Annotated in this window: 14 protein-coding genes and 1 pseudogene; 11 read left to right on the forward strand and 4 right to left on the reverse strand. The window is 44.2% G+C overall.

The window, feature by feature from the left end:
* The first annotated feature begins 691 nt into the window (after positions 1-691).
* On the forward strand, positions 692-1,519 hold the full coding sequence (locus FTW16_RS15270) for a 4'-phosphopantetheinyl transferase family protein (RefSeq protein ID WP_146491708.1): 828 nt from the start codon (positions 692-694) through the stop codon (positions 1,517-1,519).
* A 20-nt stretch (positions 1,520-1,539) separates the two neighbouring features.
* Here FTW16_RS15270 and FTW16_RS15275 read toward each other — a convergent pair whose 3' ends face one another.
* Positions 1,540-1,947, reverse strand: a complete 408-nt coding sequence (locus tag FTW16_RS15275) for a thioesterase family protein (protein ID WP_004736070.1) — start codon at positions 1,945-1,947, stop codon at positions 1,540-1,542.
* A 346-nt stretch (positions 1,948-2,293) separates the two neighbouring features.
* Between FTW16_RS15275 and FTW16_RS15280 the strand changes: the two genes are divergently transcribed.
* The 3 genes from FTW16_RS15280 to FTW16_RS15290 all read left to right on the forward strand — a co-directional run bounded on the left by FTW16_RS15280 (position 2,294) and on the right by FTW16_RS15290 (position 5,473).
* Entirely contained in the window at positions 2,294-3,289 is a 996-nt protein-coding gene (locus FTW16_RS15280) for a TRAP transporter substrate-binding protein (RefSeq protein WP_146491709.1), read from the forward strand.
* A 64-nt stretch (positions 3,290-3,353) separates the two neighbouring features.
* Complete coding sequence (locus tag FTW16_RS15285; protein ID WP_146491710.1) at positions 3,354-4,109, forward strand: TRAP transporter small permease; 756 nt, start codon at positions 3,354-3,356, stop codon at positions 4,107-4,109.
* Positions 4,110-4,111: 2 nt separating this feature from the next.
* On the forward strand, positions 4,112-5,473 hold the full coding sequence (locus tag FTW16_RS15290) for a TRAP transporter large permease (RefSeq protein WP_048661477.1): 1,362 nt from the start codon (positions 4,112-4,114) through the stop codon (positions 5,471-5,473).
* Positions 5,474-5,546: 73 nt separating this feature from the next.
* On the opposite strand, the gene FTW16_RS15295 is transcribed toward FTW16_RS15290, so the two are convergent.
* From FTW16_RS15295 to FTW16_RS15305, 3 genes are all read right to left on the reverse strand, one after another.
* Complete coding sequence (locus FTW16_RS15295) at positions 5,547-5,729, reverse strand: hypothetical protein (protein WP_146491711.1); 183 nt, start codon at positions 5,727-5,729, stop codon at positions 5,547-5,549.
* Positions 5,730-5,885: 156 nt separating this feature from the next.
* Positions 5,886-7,232, reverse strand: a complete 1,347-nt coding sequence (locus FTW16_RS15300) for a sigma-54-dependent transcriptional regulator (protein ID WP_146491712.1) — start codon at positions 7,230-7,232, stop codon at positions 5,886-5,888.
* A 50-nt stretch (positions 7,233-7,282) separates the two neighbouring features.
* A complete protein-coding gene (locus FTW16_RS15305) occupies positions 7,283-9,082 on the reverse strand; it encodes an ATP-binding protein (RefSeq protein WP_146491713.1) in 1,800 nt (599 codons plus the stop codon).
* A gap of 163 nt (positions 9,083-9,245) precedes the next feature.
* Between FTW16_RS15305 and FTW16_RS24880 the strand changes: the two are divergent.
* The 7 genes and pseudogenes from FTW16_RS24880 to ppiD form a co-directional block, all read left to right on the forward strand.
* Positions 9,246-9,428 (forward strand): annotated as a pseudogene (locus tag FTW16_RS24880) (hypothetical protein); the annotation flags it as partial.
* A gap of 294 nt (positions 9,429-9,722) precedes the next feature.
* On the forward strand, positions 9,723-11,021 hold the full coding sequence (gene tig, locus FTW16_RS15310; RefSeq protein ID WP_017106221.1) for a trigger factor: 1,299 nt from the start codon (positions 9,723-9,725) through the stop codon (positions 11,019-11,021).
* 105 nt (positions 11,022-11,126) lie between these two features.
* Entirely contained in the window at positions 11,127-11,753 is a 627-nt protein-coding gene (gene clpP, locus FTW16_RS15315) for an ATP-dependent Clp endopeptidase proteolytic subunit ClpP (RefSeq protein ID WP_004736080.1), read from the forward strand.
* Positions 11,754-11,834: 81 nt separating this feature from the next.
* Entirely contained in the window at positions 11,835-13,115 is a 1,281-nt protein-coding gene (gene clpX / locus FTW16_RS15320) for an ATP-dependent protease ATP-binding subunit ClpX (RefSeq protein ID WP_009847283.1), read from the forward strand.
* A gap of 132 nt (positions 13,116-13,247) precedes the next feature.
* A complete protein-coding gene (lon, locus tag FTW16_RS15325) occupies positions 13,248-15,599 on the forward strand; it encodes an endopeptidase La (protein ID WP_146491714.1) in 2,352 nt (783 codons plus the stop codon).
* A gap of 169 nt (positions 15,600-15,768) precedes the next feature.
* Positions 15,769-16,062, forward strand: coding sequence for an HU family DNA-binding protein (locus FTW16_RS15330; protein WP_012604504.1), 294 nt, complete (start codon positions 15,769-15,771; stop codon positions 16,060-16,062).
* A 219-nt stretch (positions 16,063-16,281) separates the two neighbouring features.
* A complete protein-coding gene (ppiD, locus tag FTW16_RS15335) occupies positions 16,282-18,147 on the forward strand; it encodes a peptidylprolyl isomerase (protein ID WP_146491715.1) in 1,866 nt (621 codons plus the stop codon).
* The last annotated feature ends 147 nt before the right edge of the window (positions 18,148-18,294 follow it).

The raw sequence follows: 18,294 nt of genomic DNA on the forward strand, positions 1-18,294 counted from the left end.
ATCACTGAGGGCGATGTCGTTTTTTGAGGCTGCGCTTTTAAATAAATCGAAAATAAACCTGAGACAGATTTGGGCAAACGCAGCTGAAGAGTAAGGCTACCGAAATTCGGCGGCCAGACTGAAATAAGGGGTGCGAAGCACGTAGACTTGCAGGGGGTGGTTACGTGTTTCATGCGAGAAGAGGGCATTCGAATGTAAGGGTGATGTCCATTTAAATCCTGTCCAAAGTACTGCCTTATGCAAAGCAGGTATCCGCAAAGAAAACGTGTGAATTTGTTTAATGGTTGAGCAGGCTACCCGAGGTGAGTTACCGATACAATGCTCCCAGAGGCCACTATGATCTGTTCAGACCAGATGATTTTTCTGAACTTTTGTTTTTTGTATTTTTGATGAAATTAACTTATTGATAATTAATGGGTATGTGTGGTTTTTTAGTGTTTATACTCTACATTTTAACTTTGTGAGATCTATGTCAGATTTTTGTAAGTAACATTTAATAGGTACCTATTCCATAAGGTGGAATGTGATCCGTGTTTTAATTTGTTATTATTTGAAAAGTTATTTTTAAGCCCGTATATGAAGGGTGTTTCCTGTACGAATTCTCTATGTTTATCTCAAATCATAGGTGAGTTAAATTTGTCCGTTTTGATGGTTTTTTGATGAGTGGTTTGAAGAAGTGAACGTGAGTAAAATGGAAAACCCAATCGTCGATTTATGGTTATGTTCTTTGAGTGATTTGTGTGACGATATCGATATCAAATCACACCTCAAAGAGACACTCACGGCCGATGAAATTGATAAAGTTGAACGCTATAGAGTGCCCTCGTCTCAAGTTCAAGCCATGTATGTTCGCAACTACTTGAGAGGAGTACTGTCTTGTTATTCGGATTTAACGCCTAAAGCATGGCGGTTTGAATATGGTGAGAAAGGAAAGCCAAGCCTGATTGCGGATCAACAGATTCAAACCGGACTGAATTTCAATATCAGTCATAGCAAAGAACATTTGTTGATTGCAGTTTGCCAGCGAGAAGGGAAGCCAGTTCAATTAGGTGTCGACATCGAACATGCAAGAAGCTCGACTAATATCGATTCGATCATGAAGCACTATTTTTCAGATAAAGAATTGGCGGATTTACTTGAACTCAGCAAAGAAAATAAGAGAGAACGGTTTTTTGATTTATGGGCGCTGAAGGAGTCGTATATCAAAGCGACGGGCAGGGGGCTAGCCACATCGTTGCGAAGCTTTTCGTTTGATTTCTCCAATCTGACGAAGCAAGCACTGCCAATTCATTCTTCGGATTTTAAGCCAAACTTGCAGGATGAAATTAGATTGCATGGTGAAATCAGTATATACCGTGGAGTTGGGTTGGATGTTACCGAGCAAAGGGACATTTCTACAGGCTGGCAATGTTGCTTAGGGCGACTGGATGAGCAGTATCGCTTTGCGGTTACGCTCGGCGGAAATTTGCTACCGATGCAGGTAGAGATGAGAACCTTTTCGTTGCCTCATCTCTTTTAAACTAGTTTGGTGAGACGGAGTTAGCTCGTTTCTCCAAGCATCGCTTTTAATACTTCAGCGGGTACTGGCTGCAGTTGCTTGTCTTTATCTAAGCAGACCATTTCAATATCACCAATCACCGCAGGTTTAGTGGCATCTTTACGCCACACTTCTTGTCGCCATAGCGTCTTGTATTTGCCATCGAGTTCAAAAGAGGTTCGGATGTCACAGATCTCAGCAAACTCAACCCCATCTTGGAAAGTCATATTGGCTTTATACACCGCAAAACCTAGTCCATGCTCGTTCCACAATTCTGCCAGCTTATCGCTACCCAAGACATGCTCGCGCGCACGCTCGAAGTATTTAAGAAAGTTAGGGTGATAAACCACACCTGAGTGATCGGTATCTTCATAGTAAATTTGTACTGGGTGATGGTAGATCTGACTCATTGGTATCAACTCTTGGTAAGTAGTGGAGTGGTAAATCTGACTAAGTTGTGTAGCACTCTACAGGATAGGTCGAAATTACTTCAAGGTATCATCGGTAATGTGGCTTTTGGTCAGACCTCATTCATCACTAATACATTGGTCAGCTTCCACCCATTTACAAATATTCTATGTGTCATTTCCCACCCATTAGTTTTTATCGTGAGTTGGTGAATACTGCAAGCAGATATCATGAAGCCTTACGGTTAAAGGCTTGTTAATGATTTGTATTGATGTGGCGCGCTAATTGCCTTAGTAAAAGCACGCAGTTCCCATTGAAGGGCTGCTTTGTTTACTAAGGAGAATAATAATGTTTAAGCCTCTTACCCTGCTGTCTGTATCTGCTCTGGCGCTCACAAGTTTTAATGCTGCTGCAAACTGTGATCCAGGTGAAATCGTGATTAAATTCAGTCATGTAACCAACACGGATAAGCACCCGAAAGGCATCGCTGCTTCTTTACTTGAAGAGCGAGTAAACACGGAAATGAATGGTAAAGCTTGTATGCAAGTTTTCCCAAACTCGACGCTTTATGATGATAACAAGGTACTGGAAGCCCTGTTAAATGGTGATGTTCAAATGGCGGCTCCATCGTTGTCTAAATTTGAGAAGTTCACTAAGAAATACCGCATTTTTGACCTTCCGTTCCTATTTGAAGACGTAGAAGCCGTTGATCGTTTCCAAAATTCAGAATCTGGTGAAAAGCTGAAGAATGCGATGAAGCGCCGTGGTCTGCAAGGTTTAGCGTTTTGGCACAACGGCATGAAGCAGATGTCGGCGAACAAGCCACTACTAAGCCCTGAAGATGCAGAAGGTTTGAAGTTCCGTGTTCAAGCATCAGATGTATTGGTGGCTCAGTTTGAGCAGTTAGGTGCTAACCCTCAGAAGATGTCTTTCAAAGAGGTATACGGTGGCCTACAAACTAAGGTTATCGATGGTCAAGAGAACACATGGTCAAACATCTACGGCAAGAAGTTCTTTGAAGTACAAGATGGCGTGACAGAAACCAATCACGGTATCTTGGATTATCTAGTTGTAACGTCAAACGACTTTTGGAAAGACCTTCCTGAAGATGTACGCGCGCAGCTTGGCACTATCGTTCAAGAAGTCTCGGAAACGCGTAATGCGGAATCTTCAAAAGTTAACCTAGCGAACAAAAACAACATCATCGAAGCGGGTGGTGAGGTTCGTACACTTACGCCTGAACAGCGTGAAGCATGGGTAGTTGCACTTCAACCAGTATGGAAGAAGTTTGAAAAAGACATCGGTTCAGACCTTATCGATGCAGCGTTAGCTTCAAACCAATAACACCGCTAAGGGAGTGGCGAGTATTCGTCACTCCTTATTAAAACAATTATAAGCGGAGTCAATTATGGAAAAGCCTCAAATGGAACAACCAAATTCTAGCGAATCAGCATTGGAAACCTCTCTTTTTTCCAAAGTCGGAAGAGTTACGGATGTGATTGAAGAGTCATTAATCGCATTTTTTCTTGGCGCAATGACGCTACTTACTTTTGCCAATGTGGTATTTCGATACGCATTCAATGACAACATCTTATGGGCACTGGAGCTGACGGTGTTCATGTTTGCTTGGATGGTGTTAGTGGGCGCATCTTATGGCGTTAAAAAACACTTCCACATTGGTGTTGATGTGATCATCAACCTTGCCCCAGAAAAGCTACGCAAAGTGTATGCGCTAATCGCCGTGACGAGCTGCCTAGCATTTTCAATCTTACTTCTTATCGGCTCTTGGAATTATTGGTACCCATTCGCGACCGATCGCGCATGGTATGAGACCGATGATATCCCAATGCCAGAGATGCTTCAGTTTCTTGCTGACTGGCTAAATGAAGGCGAGCGATACGAGAAACTGCCACGTTTTATTCCTTATATGGCGCTGCCGATTGGCATGGCAATGCTGACGTTCCGTTTTGCTCAAGTTGCTTACCAAGTAGTAACAGGCAAGCTTGACCGCATGATTGCAGGACACGAAGCGGAAGAAGAGTTGGATGCGTTGAAAGCGGACGTGCTAGCGGGCTCTGACGAAGATGCGACAGCGGTATTGAATTCGACTCCGCAGAACAAAGCGAATGAGTCGAGTACCAAATCTAAAGGTAAGGAAGACTAATCATGGCAATGTTATTTCTATTTTTAATGGTAATTGCTTTCATGTTGGTCGGTGTACCAATTGCAATTTCACTAGGTTTATCGAGCGTAATATTCTTGTTGATGCATTCAGATGCGTCATTAGCTTCAGTCGCACAAACGCTGTTTAATGCATTTGCAGGCCACTACACACTCTTAGCGATTCCTTTCTTTATCTTGGCCTCTAGCTTCATGTCTACTGGCGGCGTGGCTAAACGTATTATTCGTTTCGCTATCGCGATGGTGGGGTGGTTCCGTGGCGGCTTGGCGATGGCGTCGGTTGTGGCATGTATGATGTTCGCAGCCCTTTCTGGTTCATCTCCTGCAACGGTAGTAGCGATCGGTAGTATTGTTATCGCAGGTATGATCAAAAACGGCTACACAAAAGAATTCGCGGCAGGGGTTATCTGTAACGCAGGTACCTTGGGTATCTTGATTCCACCGTCAATCGTGATGGTCGTTTACGCTGCGGCGACGGATGTATCGGTAGGCCGTATGTTCCTAGGCGGTGTGATTCCTGGTCTGCTGGCGGGTGTGATGTTGATGATTGCTATCTACATTGCGGCACGTATTAAGAAGATTCCAGCACAGCCTTTTGTGGGCTGGGGCGAGATGTTTGCAGCAGCGAAGGATGCGAGTTGGGGCCTACTGCTGATTGTCATCATTCTGGGTGGTATCTACGGCGGTATTTTTACACCAACAGAAGCGGCGGCTGTTGCAGCGGTTTACGCATTCTTTATTGCCAACTTTATCTATAAAGATATGGGACCTTTCGCTGACAAGAACAATACCAAGCCTGCGCTGGTGAAAGTGTTCCAAACCTTTTGTCACAAAGACACCAAAGACACACTCTATGATGCGGGTAAGCTGACTATCATGCTGCTGTTTATCATTGCGAACGCGTTGATTCTCAAGCATGTACTGACAGAAGAACGTATTCCTCAAATGATCACTGAGTCTATGCTTTCTGCAGGCTTAGGGCCGATCACCTTCTTGATTGTGGTGAACGTTCTGCTCTTGATCGGTGGGCAGTTCATGGAGCCATCGGGCTTGCTGATCATCGTAGCACCTTTGGTTTTCCCAATTGCAATTGCGCTCGGTATCGACCCAATTCATCTTGGTATCATGATGGTGGTGAACATGGAGATAGGGATGATAACGCCGCCTGTCGGGCTCAATTTGTTTGTGACCGCAGGTGTCGCGAAGATGTCGATGATGAACGTGGTAAAAGCCGCATTGCCGTGGGTTGGCGTGATGTTCTTATTCCTGATTATTGTCACTTACGTGCCTTGGGTATCGACATGGTTACCTACCACATTGATGGGTCCAGAGATCATAACCAAGTAGTTGGCGGTTTAGATACACGGCTAATCTAACGGACGGTTTATTATCAATAGGGATAACAGCGATAGATGAAGAGTTATACTTTTTCATCTATCGCTTTCTTTTTCCCGCGCCGTAATGTGCCGCTTATGCGTCTGTCGTAGCCTTTCCAGCGCAGTTTTTTCTTTCTTCGCTCGCGCCCAGATCTTCTTTCTACTTCATAATGGTCATCAATTAGCACTGTATCTACAATGACAGGAATGGTCGTTTTTTCATTCATATGCAACTTATCCTTAAAGTCGACATATGAATTATGGAAGAGGAATGTTATCTCTGCCAGTTTCGATATACGTTCAGATCAAGTTGCGCTTTGCGTTTTGTTTCGTTGTTGATTCTTGTATTTCGCAGCTTAATTTTTCACTTCAAAATCTATTGTTTACTTAAAATTATCTTTGTCGATTTGATAACGCTGCATTTTGTCGTAAAGCGTTTTTCTTGGGACATTTAATTGAGACATGGTTAATTTTATACTCCCTTCATTCTCAATCAACGCGCGCTCGATCACCGCTTTTTCGAACTCTGACACTTGGTCCGATAGGCTAGTACTGGCGTCTGAATGGGTCTCTGAGTTCGCACTATCCCCCAGTTGAGCAAGCTTTCCGAGTAAGATGAAGCGTTCAGCGCTATTACGTAGTTCACGTACATTGCCGGGCCAATCATGAGCCAAAAGCGCGTGCAGTTCTTTTTGTGGAAGTGCCGGGGCTGTCTTGCCATAACGCGCTGCAGCGACCAGTAAGAAGTGGTGGAAGAGTGCTGGGATATCTTCTTGTCGGCTTCTTAACGGCGGTAAATCTAGGGTCACTACATTGAGTCGATAATAGAGGTCTTGGCGGAAAGTACCTTCTTCAGCGGCTTTCTTTAGGTCAATTTTAGTTGCCGCAATTACTCGAATGTCTAGCGGGACTAAACCATTAGACCCAACCCTTTCGATGACGCGTTCCTGCAATACACGCAGCAAACGAATTTGTGCCTGCATCGGCATGGACTCAATTTCATCTAAGAATAGAGTTCCGCCTTGAGCAAATTCAAATTTACCCACTCGTTTGCTTTCTGCGCCAGTGAATGCACCTTTCTCATGACCATACAGCTCACTCTCAATCAGGTTTTCGGGGACCGCACCGCAATTGACTGCGACGAAGTTTTGTTCTCGTCTGCTGCTTTGTTCATGTAAAGAGCGTGCGACCAACTCTTTGCCTGTACCTGTTTCGCCAAATAACAAAATATCTGCGTTGGTGTCGGCAACGTGAGTGATGATAGACCGAAGCTCCGTCATTGATTGCGTGTCACCAATGATTCTTGGGCCGAGCGCTTGGCTGGCCTTAAGTGAACGTTTTAATTCAAGGTTCTCAAGGGTGAGTTGACGTTTTTCTATCGCTCGTTTGGTGGTTTCGATTAGGCGTTCATTGGCGAAAGGTTTTTCGATGAAGTCGTAAGCGCCGTATTGGATTGCTTGAACGGCCATTGAAATATCGCCGTGACCAGTAATCATAATAACGGGGATCTCTTTGTCCTTGTGCATCACTGTGTTGAGCAAATCATGCCCGGAAAGACCCGGTAAACAGATATCAGTGATGATCACGTGAGGTAAGCCGTTTTCTTGAATCGCGAGCAGAGCAGACTCCGCATCGGGAAAGAATTCGGCATCAATGTCGGCGAGCTCGAAGCTCTGTTCAATCGCCATTCTTAGATCGGATTCATCATCAATGAAATAGACGTGACACATAGTGATTCCTTTACTTCTTTGTATTCTGGTTATTGCTGAGTTTTTGCTTGCTATTCTTGTTCAACAAGGGGCAACTCTATGCTGAATCGAGCACCACCTTGAGGGCTTCTACCGGTAACGAGTTTGCCGTTTATTCCGCTGATTATTTGCTGAGAAATCGATAGCCCTAATCCAAGTCCGTTTTTCTTGGTGGTATGGAAGGGTTCAAAAAAGTTTCCGTTCGAAGGGGAGGTGAAACCGGGACCGTTATCATCGACATGAATCAGTAAGGTCTTGGCTTGTTGATGGTCGGACTCCCTAATCTCTAACAGAATAGCTAATAGTTTGTCGTCTTGTTGTTCCATCGCCTGAATTGCGTTGGTCAGCAGGTTAATGATCACCTGTTCCAGTTGAATGGCGTTGGCGAGCACGCAAGCATCAAAGGTCTCAGGGAGTTCGTTGACCTTAACTCGTTCACTCTTGAGTTGTGGCTTCATCAACTCCCTAGATGAATGCAATACGGGGAGGATCTGTAATATGTGTAGCTCTTCCGCTGTCGACTTTTTAGCAAAGGAGCGAAGCTGTTGACTAATTTTCGCCATGCGGTCGGTGAGCGATGAAATACGCGATAAGTTGTCATCGACACGATCTGTTTTCTCTTTGGCTAGAAACAGTCGGCCATTGTCAGCATAACTACGAATCGCAGCGAGTGGATTATTCAATTCATGACTAATACTTGCTGACATCTGGCCCAATACCGCCAGTTTTGCCGCTTGGATGAGCTCGTCTTGGGTGTGTCTGAGTACCCGCTCGGTTTCGATACGTTGCTTGATCTCTACGTGTAGCTCAGAGGTTCTTTCGAGTACTTGAAATTCTAGCTTCTGGTTAGCTTCTGACTGCAACCTATCGATCTGGGCGCGTCGGTGTTGACGGTGCAGATTAAGTTGAATGACCAGATAAATGATTGCAAAGACCAAGCTCAGTACCACCATATAGGCGATCAAGTCCCACCAAACCAAGTGGGTAGGGGAGAAGACCCTGACCGTTAATCCAGGATCAGGTAGAAAGCGTGAAGAGGTGAAAAACTTCTCTTTAACTAACGGGTGAGATGAACGAATGCTGCTGGTTGCGCCCTCTAGATCTCCAGAGAAGTGGAGGCTTTCAATGTGGGTATCGAGGTATTGCTGATTTTCGCGAATGCGAGCTTGTTGTGTATCATCGAGAGGCTGAAGACTTTTGAATAGCCATTCAGGATTGCTAGACATAAAAATAATCTGGTCTTTATCATCCGCGACAAAAAAACTCTGTTTACCTTGCCAGCTTGCTTCAATCGAAGATAAATCCATTTTTACCACAATTACGCCAATGATTTCAGCAGCATAAGAGACCGGGTAAGAGTAATAGTAGCCTCTCTTTCCTGAAGTTGAACCTAAAGCGAAGTACTGCTTTTCATGTCCTTGAATAGCTTGTTGGTAATAAGGACGGAAGGCAAAATTGCGTCCGACAAAAGAATGTTTTAGGTTCCAGTTACTGGCTGCGATAGTGGTACCGATGCTATCCAATAAATAGGTGTCGGACGCCTGAATCACAGTGTTGACGTGCTCTAGGTAGCGATTGGTTAGCTCTATCTGAGCAGTGTTGCTTGGTGAGTGCAGGGCATCAACTAGCTCTTTATCCTTCGAAAGAAGCTCAGGGATATGGGCAAACTTATCCAATTGGCTGGCAATGTGGACGGAAAAGCGGTCTAAGTTAGATTGGTGATCATTTAACAAACTTTCATGACTTGTGCTCCATACCCAATGACCGCCAAACACCATCAGTGAACTGTATGTGACCATTAATAATATGGGGATTCTAAAAGCTTGAAACATGAAGGCTCTCCGCTAATTTCTTTGGTAAACACTCAAGCCTGTCTTCTCTCGTTTATGGTAGCAAATAGCGGTAGTTTTTGCTGAAAGCAGAGAGTGGACAGATGGGGGTAGGTTAAGGGTTTGTAACGGGGATTGTTGAAAAACTTATCGACTCTGAGGGGTAAAACAAGAGCAAGATCTCTTTTTAAGGTTTTTAGCAAAAAAAGCCCTCGATTCCCTTGAAAAAGTCGCTATTGTCCCCATTTCTGTTGTGCTAAGTGATGATTTGATCGTTTTTGTATCACTTAGTTGGACGAATTTAGAGCATTCATCATCATGCAGAGGTGAACGGCTCGACAGAGATTAAACAGATCGCTAGAATGTCGCGTCTAAAATTTCTGTCCTGAGGCTAATCGGAGATACCTTTCTTGTTTCTGAAAACAAGCTTTATTACGTTTTAATCGACGTGTGAAGAACGAAGATATCGCTGATTAGTCTGGTGTTTGGTTGAATAATCAATTCAGACATCAATGCTCGATTTTAAATTAGGTGTTCGGATAGAGCACTACACAAGGATGCAGCCAACAACGTCGGCTTTTGAATTAAAGCTAAGTTACGGCTCATATGCTCAGATTACTGAGCCAGTTTTGAGGTTTATATAATGCAAGTTACTGTTGAAACGCTAGAAGGCCTAGAGCGCCGTCTTAATATTACTGTTCCTGCTGCTAACATCGAAGATGCAGTTACAGCTGAACTACGCAACATCGCGAAAAACCGTCGTTTCGATGGTTTCCGTAAAGGCAAAGTGCCAATGAAGATGGTTGCTAAAATGTACGGCAAAGCAGTACGTCAAGACGTGATGGGCGAAGTAATGCAACGTCACTTCATCGAAGCGATCGTTAAAGAGAAAATCAACCCAGCTGGCGCACCTACTTTCGCACCAGTTGAAAACAACGAAGGCGCTGATCTAGTATTCAACGCAACTTTTGAAGTTTACCCAGAAGTTGAGCTGAAAGGTCTAGAAAACATCACTGTTGAGAAACCAGCAGTAGAAGTTAAAGAAGCTGACGTTGAAGAAATGATCGAAACTCTACGTAAGCAACAAGCAACTTGGACTGAAGTTGAAGCTGCTGCTGACGCTGGTTCTCGTGCAACTATCGACTTCGTTGGTTCTATCGACGGTGAAGAATTCGAAGGCGGCAAAGCTGAGAACTTCCCACTAGAGATGGGCGCTGGTCGCATGATCCCTGGCTTCGAAGACGGTATCGTTGGTAAAACAGCAGGTATGGAATTCGAAATCGACGTAAACTTCCCAGAAGATTACCACGCTGAAAACCTAAAAGGTAAAGCAGCTAAGTTCTCTATCAAGCTGAACAAAGTTGAAGCTCGTGAACTTCCTGAACTAAACGAAGAATTCGTTTCTAAGTTCGGAGCTGCTGACGGTGTTGAAGGTCTTAAAGCTGAAGTTCGTAAGAACATGGAGCGTGAGCTTAAGCAAGCTGTTAAGAACCGCATCAAAGAGCAAGCTATCGACGGTCTAGTTAACGAAAACAATATCGACGTACCTTCTGCTCTAATCGATCAAGAAATCGGTGTTCTACGTCAACAAGCTGCTCAACGTTTCGGTGGCAACACTGAAGCTGCTGACCAACTTCCACGTGAGCTGTTCGAAGAGCAAGCTAAACGTCGCGTAGTTGTAGGTCTTCTTCTTGGTGAAGTAATCAAGACTGAAGAGCTAAAAGCTGACGACGAGAAAGTTAAAGCTATCATCGAAGAGATGGCTACAGCATACGAAGATCCAACAGAAGTTATTGCTTACTACGAGCAAAACGAGCAAATGATGAACAACATGCGCAATGTTGCTCTAGAAGAGCAAGCTATTGATGCAATCATCGCTAAAGCTCAAGTTTCTGATAAAGAAGTTAGCTTCAACGAGCTAATGAATCAGCAACCTGCTTAATATAGTAATATCTGACGTAGAAGGTTGACGTACGGTCAACAATTCTGCTAACAATGGTCCGTATGATTTAATCATTCGGGCCATTTATTTTAGGGACATAAGAATATGAGCTACCAAGAAAAAAACACAATGCCATCGATTATGGACGCACTAGTTCCTATGGTGGTTGAACAGACTTCCCGTGGTGAACGTTCTTACGATATTTATTCTCGTCTATTAAAAGAACGTATCATTTTCTTAACAGGTCAAGTGGAAGACCACATGGCAAATCTTGTCGTGGCTCAACTGCTTTTCTTGGAATCAGAAAACCCAGACAAAGATATCTATCTTTACATCAACTCACCTGGCGGTAGCGTAACAGCAGGCATGTCTATCTACGACACAATGCAGTTCATCAAGCCAAACGTGAGCACAGTATGTATGGGTCAAGCTTGCTCTATGGGTGCATTCTTACTAGCGGGTGGTACTCCAGGTAAGCGTCACGTGCTTCCAAACTCACGTGTAATGATTCACCAGCCACTTGGCGGCTTCCAAGGCCAAGCGTCTGATATTCAAATTCATGCGCAAGAGATCCTAACGATCAAGCAAAAGCTAAACAAACTATTGGCAGAGCACACGGGTCAGCCTCTAGAAGTTGTTGAGCGTGATACAGATCGTGACAATTTCATGTCTGCTGATCAAGCAGTAGAATACGGCTTGGTGGATTCAGTTCTTAATCACCGCGGTCAATAATTGCAGGGCAATTGTTTAACGCAAAGTGATTCAAATTGATATACACTCAAGCATAGAGAGTAAAGGCTAAGAGGTTAGCGAATGACAGATAAAAGCAAAGAGGGTGGTAGCGGTAAACTGCTTTACTGCTCTTTCTGTGGCAAAAGCCAACACGAAGTTCGCAAGTTAATCGCAGGTCCTTCTGTTTACATTTGTGATGAATGTGTCGATCTTTGTAACGACATTATTCGTGAAGAAATTAAAGATGTTCTTCCTAAGAAAGAATCGGAATCGCTGCCAACGCCGCGTGAGATTCGTGAGCATCTTGACGACTATGTAATCGGTCAAGAATACGCGAAGAAAGTGCTAGCAGTTGCAGTTTATAACCACTACAAGCGTTTACGTAATGGTGATACGACAGCTGAAGGCGTAGAGCTAGGTAAGAGTAACATTCTTCTTATCGGTCCTACTGGTAGTGGTAAAACACTATTGGCTGAAACACTGGCTCGTTTCCTAGACGTTCCATTCACAATGGCAGACGCAACAACACTAACCGAAGCGGGTTACGTGGGCGAAGATGTTGAAAACATCATCCAGAAGTTGCTTCAGAAATGTGATTACGACGTAGCGAAAGCGGAACGTGGCATTGTTTACATCGATGAAATCGACAAGATTTCTCGTAAAGCTGAAAACCCATCAATCACGCGTGACGTGTCTGGTGAAGGTGTACAGCAAGCTCTACTAAAACTTGTTGAAGGTACAGTGGCTTCAGTTCCACCTCAAGGTGGTCGTAAGCATCCGCAGCAAGAGTTCTTGCAAGTGGATACATCTAAGATCCTATTTATCTGTGGTGGTGCGTTTGCCGGCCTAGATAAAGTGATTGAGCAACGTGTAGAAACTGGTTCAGGTATCGGCTTCGGCGCAGAAGTGCGTTCAAAAGATGAAACCAAAACTATCGGTGAATTGTTCACTCAAGTAGAACCTGAAGATCTAGTGAAGTACGGTCTGATTCCAGAATTCATTGGTCGTCTACCTGTTACAACAACACTGACAGAGCTTGATGAAGAAGCGCTAATCCAAATCCTTTGTGAGCCAAAGAATGCACTGACAAAACAGTACGCAGCATTATTTGAGCTTGAGGATACAGAGTTAGAATTCCGTGAAGACGCCCTACGCGCAATTGCTAAGAAAGCAATGAATCGTAAAACCGGTGCTCGTGGTCTACGCTCTATTTTGGAGGGTGTTCTGCTAGAAACTATGTATGAACTGCCATCTTCAACTGATGTAAGCAAGGTTGTGATTGATGAGTCGGTAATTAATGGTGAGTCAGAACCACTATTGATTTACAGCAACTCAGATAACCAAGCAGCTGTTGCAGAGTAGGTCTTTTTTAGACAAGTCGCTCAAATTGAAAAAGGAGGTAAGCAATTACCTCCTTTTTTTTATTCTTCCATTGAATCCAGTCGTTTAAGCCCCATATACTGCTTTATAAGTTAAAGCGGAAGAGAGAAATATATGAACTTGGAACGTTCCGAGCGTATCGAAATCCCCGTGCTACCTCTACGTGATGTAGTGGTTTACCCACACATGGTTATTCCATTGTTTGTTGGTCGTGAAAAATCGATTACATGCCTTGAATCGGCAATGGAAGCTAACAAACAAGTACTACTTGTAGCGCAGAAAGAAGCGGACACTGATGAGCCTTCAATCGACGATCTATTTAACGTAGGTACAGTCGCTACCATTCTTCAGTTACTAAAGCTCCCTGATGGTACTGTCAAAGTACTTGTTGAAGGTCAGCAGCGTGCAAAAATTCACCAATTCAAAGAAAGTGAGTTCTTCTTAGCGGATGCCGAATACGTTGTTACCTCAGAACTTGACGAAAAAGAACAAGAAGTGGTTGTTCGCAGTGCGATTAATCAATTCGAAGGCTTTATTAAGCTAAACAAAAAAATTCCACCAGAGGTTCTAACATCTCTTAACGGTATTGATGAGGCGGCTCGCCTAGCTGATACTATTGCTGCGCACATGCCACTTAAGCTGGTAGACAAGCAGCACGTTCTAGAAATCTTAGATGTGACTGAACGTCTGGAGTTCTTGATGGGCCAAATGGAGTCAGAAATTGACATCCTGCAAGTTGAAAAACGCATCCGTGGCCGCGTTAAGAAGCAGATGGAAAAATCTCAGCGCGAGTACTACCTGAATGAGCAAATGAAAGCGATTCAGAAAGAACTTGGCGAGATGGACGATGCACCTGATGAATTCGAGACTCTGAAGAAGAAGATCGAAGAGTCAAAAATGCCTCAAGAAGCTCGTGAAAAAACCGAGCAAGAACTGCAAAAACTGAAAATGATGTCGCCAATGTCTGCTGAAGCAACAGTAGTACGTAGCTACATTGATTGGATGGTGGGCGTTCCTTGGGCTAAGCGTTCAAAAGTTAAAAAGAATCTAGCGAAAGCGGAAGAGATCTTAAACGAAGATCACTACGGCTTAGAGCGTGTTAAAGAACGTATTCTTGAATATTTGGCAGTACAAAACCGTATCAACAAGCTAAAAGGCCCGATCCTTTGTCTTGTTGGTCCTCCTGGTGTAGGTAAAACCTCGCTAGGTCGTTCGATTGCTGCGGCAACGGGTCGTAAGTACACACGTATGGCGCTAGGCGGCGTTCGTGATGAAGCTGAAATTCGTGGTCACCGTCGTACGTACATCGGTTCACTTCCGGGTAAATTAATCCAGAAGATGTCTAAAGTTGGCGTTAAGAACCCACTGTTTCTATTAGATGAAATCGATAAGATGTCTTCTGATATGCGTGGCGACCCATCTTCAGCACTTCTAGAAGTACTCGACCCTGAGCAGAACAATGCATTTAACGATCACTATCTAGAAGTCGATTACGATCTATCTGATGTGATGTTTGTTGCAACATCTAACTCGATGGACATTCCTGGCCCACTATTGGACCGTATGGAAGTGATTCGCCTGTCTGGTTACACAGAAGATGAAAAGCTGAACATCGCTAAGAGCCACCTATTGGACAAGCAAGTTCAACGCAACGGTCTTAAGCCTCACGAAATTGAGATTGAAGACTCTGCAATCATCGGCATCATTCGTTACTACACGCGTGAAGCGGGTGTACGTAGCCTAGAGCGTGAAATCTCTAAGATCTGTCGTAAAGCAGTGAAGAACATCTTGCTAGACAGCGACCTTAAGTCTGTAACGGTTAATATTGATAACCTGAAAGAGTACTTAGGCGTTCAACGTCATGACTTCGGTAAAGCGGATGAAAGTAACCGTATTGGTCAAGTGACTGGTTTAGCTTGGACTCAAGTTGGTGGTGATCTACTGACTATCGAAACTGAAGCAATGCCGGGTAAAGGTAAGCTAACGCAAACCGGTTCACTTGGCGATGTGATGAAAGAATCGATTCAAGCGGCAATGACCGTGGTTCGTTCTCGTGCAGAAAAACTGGGTATTAACTCAGATTTCTACGAAAAGCGCGATATTCACGTTCACGTACCGGAAGGTGCTACACCGAAAGATGGCCCGAGTGCGGGTATCGCAATGTGTACTGCATTAGTGTCTAGCTTGACGGGTAACCCTGTTAAAGCAGAGGTCGGTATGACAGGTGAAATTACCCTTCGTGGTGAAGTTTTACCTATCGGTGGCTTGAAAGAAAAACTGCTTGCAGCACACCGTGGCGGTATCAAAACTGTACTGATTCCTAAAGACAACGAGCGTGATTTGGAAGAGATTCCAGACAACGTAATCGCTGACTTGAAGGTGATCCCGGTTCAGTGGATTGATGAAGTACTCAAAGTAGCGCTAGAACGAGATCCGTCAGGGGTCGAGTTTGATGTGAAAAAATAGTGATGCATAGCAAAAATAAGTAAAGAATTACGCTGATAGGCCCGAAAAGGCTTGTCAGCGTTTTTTTTGGACGCTAAGTTATTGATCAAAGCGGCAGCCCTTTTGCAATAAGGCTTGCGGCTAAATTAAAACCAAAATGGAACGTACAGTCATCAAGAAGTAGTCACAGATGACACATAGGGGAAAAACAGTGAATAAAACACAACTAGTAGAATCAATCGCAGAAAACGCAGACATCTCTAAAGCTTCAGCTGGCCGCGCTCTAGACGCATTCATCGAAGCAGTTGGCACAACGCTACAATCAGGCGACCAAGTTGCACTTGTTGGCTTTGGTACTTTCAGTGTTCGTACTCGTGCTGCTCGTACAGGTCGTAACCCAAAAACTGGTGAAGAGATCCAAATCGCAGAAGCTAAAGTACCTGGCTTCAAGGCGGGTAAAGCACTTAAAGACGCATGTAACTAATTTCTACGGCTGAAACCTCGGTTTTGCGAGGGGAAGGCTGTAAAATGCGTTTACTGTTTGAAAAATGATGTTTCATTCTTAAACAGTATGTGTACAAAGCACATTGAACTTATTTAAATTATGCGCATCCTACTGATGCGCATTTCTTTTTCTGATAATATCGCGTGAATAGATTTTTATTTTGAAGCCAATGCTTCATATCCGGAGAGCACTTAAATTATGATGGATCGATTACGCGAAGGCGTGAATAGCATCGCGGTAAAAATTATCCTTGGGTTGATTATCCTGTCATTCGTATTCGCAGGTGTAGGCAGCTACATCACCGGTGGCGGTAACAACGCAGCAGCTAAAGTTGGCAACACAGAAATTGCTCGTGGTGAGTTCGAACAGGCTTATCAAAACGAACGTAATCGCATGCAGTCTCAACTTGGCGATTACTTCGCTCAAATGCTTGCAGACCCTGCATACGTAGAGTCTTTCCGTAAATCAGTACTTGATCGCATGATCAACGATGTACTGCTTGAGCAGCAAGCTGAGTCTTTAGGCCTACGAATCAGTGATTCTCAAATCCGTACCATGATTCTAGAAATGCCTCAGTTCCAAACAGCTGGTCAATTCGACCAAGAAGTTTACCAATCGGCACTACGTCGTGCAGGTTTTAGCGCAGAGAGCTTCGCTGAATACATGCGTCGTGACTTAATGCGCAACCAGCTTGTGACTGCACTTCAAGGCAGTGAATTCGTTCTTCAAGGCGAAATCGATACTCAGAGCAAGCTTATCGCACAAACTCGTGACATTCGCACGGTGACACTGTCTGTTGCTGACCTAGCAAAAGGCATCGAGTTAACTGACGAGCAAATCGAACAGTACTACCAAGAGAACCCTGCGGCTTATACTCGTCCAGAGCAAGCTAAGGTGTCTTACATTGAGCTTTCTGCTGAAGCGCTTAAGTCTCAGCTTGAAGTAAGCGATGAAGAAGCACAGAAATACTACCAAGAGCATCTAGACAAATACTCAACTGAAGAGCAACGTAAAGTTAGCCACATCCTAGTTCAAGGCGATGACGAAGCGAAAGCTCAGTCTATCCTAGACGAGCTAAATGCAGGCGCTGATTTTGCTACGCTAGCGGAAGAGAAATCTGACGACTTCGGTAGTGCAGACGTTGGCGGTGACCTAGGTTGGATTGAGCGCGATGTGATGGACCCAGCATTCGAAGACGCGGCTTTCGCTCTTGAGAATATTGGTGACACGACTGGCCTAGTTAAATCTGATTTCGGCTACCACATCATCAAGCTAGACGAACTAAAAGCGTCTCAAGCTCAGCCTTACACTGAAGTAGCGGCAGAGATTAAGCAAGAGCTTCTAGACCAGCACGCTGTAGACCAGTTCTACGAGCAACAAACTGAGCTAGAAAAAGTAGCGTTTGAATTCCCAGACTCTCTAGATGATTCTGCAGAAGCTATCAATGCGAAGATCACAACAACAGATTTCATCTCTCAAATTGACGCTCCAGAAGTTCTGATGACGCCTGCAGTTATGCAAGCTATCTTGAGCCCTGAAGTGAAAGAAGACGGTCTAAACTCTGAAGTCATCGAAGTGGCTCCTGAGCACGTGATTGTTGTTCGTGTAGAAGAGACTCGCGACGAGACAGTTCTTCCTCTTGAAGAAGTTAAAGATCAAGTTGTGGCTGCACTATCTGCTGTAAAAGCAGAAGAGCAAGCTGTTGAGCTAGGTGTTTCTCTAGTTAGCGACCTTAAAGCTGGTAACGAAGCAGTGCTAGCGGACAACAACCTTGAGTTCACAGAGCTTGAAACGATTGACCGTAACTCTCCATTAGCAGCATCTGTATTCGCTCTAGCGAAACCAGAAGCAGGCCAAGCTGTGTTCGGTCAATCTAAAGACCAAGACGGTAACATCGTTGTTGTTGAGCTTTCTAAAGTAACGGCTGAAATTAACCCAGCTTACAGCACTCAAATTGGTGCACAATTGGAGCGAGTTGGCAACCAACAAGATCTGACTAACGTACTAAACGTACTTCGTAAAAACGCAGACGTTGAATATTACGTAGTGGGTCAAGGTCAGTAAGCTCAGGTTAGCTTGAGTTAGCTTAGCTCGGTAGTTAAGCCTGTTTGGTGACTGACTACCGAGAGTCAACATGCGATGGTTGTTGTTTTTGCAAATTAGGTTTATTCGATAAATCAGATTTGTGAGCTAACAAACGAACTGATGAAA

Origin of the sequence: Vibrio sp. T20 (assembly GCF_007858795.1) — a bacterium.
Lineage (GTDB): Bacteria > Pseudomonadota > Gammaproteobacteria > Enterobacterales > Vibrionaceae > Vibrio > Vibrio satsumensis.

What these genes read in the sequence shown, in the direction of transcription:
- FTW16_RS15270 (WP_146491708.1), top strand. Translation starts at nt 692, where the DNA reads ATGGAAAACCCAATCGTCGATTTATGGTTATGTTCTTTGAGTGATTTG.
- FTW16_RS15275 (WP_004736070.1), bottom strand. Translation starts at nt 1,947, where the DNA reads ATGAGTCAGATCTACCATCACCCAGTACAAATTTACTATGAAGATACC.
- FTW16_RS15280 (WP_146491709.1), top strand. Translation starts at nt 2,294, where the DNA reads ATGTTTAAGCCTCTTACCCTGCTGTCTGTATCTGCTCTGGCGCTCACA.
- FTW16_RS15285 (WP_146491710.1), top strand. Translation starts at nt 3,354, where the DNA reads ATGGAAAAGCCTCAAATGGAACAACCAAATTCTAGCGAATCAGCATTG.
- FTW16_RS15290 (WP_048661477.1), top strand. Translation starts at nt 4,112, where the DNA reads ATGGCAATGTTATTTCTATTTTTAATGGTAATTGCTTTCATGTTGGTC.
- FTW16_RS15295 (WP_146491711.1), bottom strand. Translation starts at nt 5,729, where the DNA reads ATGAATGAAAAAACGACCATTCCTGTCATTGTAGATACAGTGCTAATT.
- FTW16_RS15300 (WP_146491712.1), bottom strand. Translation starts at nt 7,232, where the DNA reads ATGTGTCACGTCTATTTCATTGATGATGAATCCGATCTAAGAATGGCG.
- FTW16_RS15305 (WP_146491713.1), bottom strand. Translation starts at nt 9,082, where the DNA reads ATGTTTCAAGCTTTTAGAATCCCCATATTATTAATGGTCACATACAGT.
- tig (WP_017106221.1), top strand. Translation starts at nt 9,723, where the DNA reads ATGCAAGTTACTGTTGAAACGCTAGAAGGCCTAGAGCGCCGTCTTAAT.
- clpP (WP_004736080.1), top strand. Translation starts at nt 11,127, where the DNA reads ATGAGCTACCAAGAAAAAAACACAATGCCATCGATTATGGACGCACTA.
- clpX (WP_009847283.1), top strand. Translation starts at nt 11,835, where the DNA reads ATGACAGATAAAAGCAAAGAGGGTGGTAGCGGTAAACTGCTTTACTGC.
- lon (WP_146491714.1), top strand. Translation starts at nt 13,248, where the DNA reads ATGAACTTGGAACGTTCCGAGCGTATCGAAATCCCCGTGCTACCTCTA.
- FTW16_RS15330 (WP_012604504.1), top strand. Translation starts at nt 15,769, where the DNA reads ATGACACATAGGGGAAAAACAGTGAATAAAACACAACTAGTAGAATCA.
- ppiD (WP_146491715.1), top strand. Translation starts at nt 16,282, where the DNA reads ATGATGGATCGATTACGCGAAGGCGTGAATAGCATCGCGGTAAAAATT.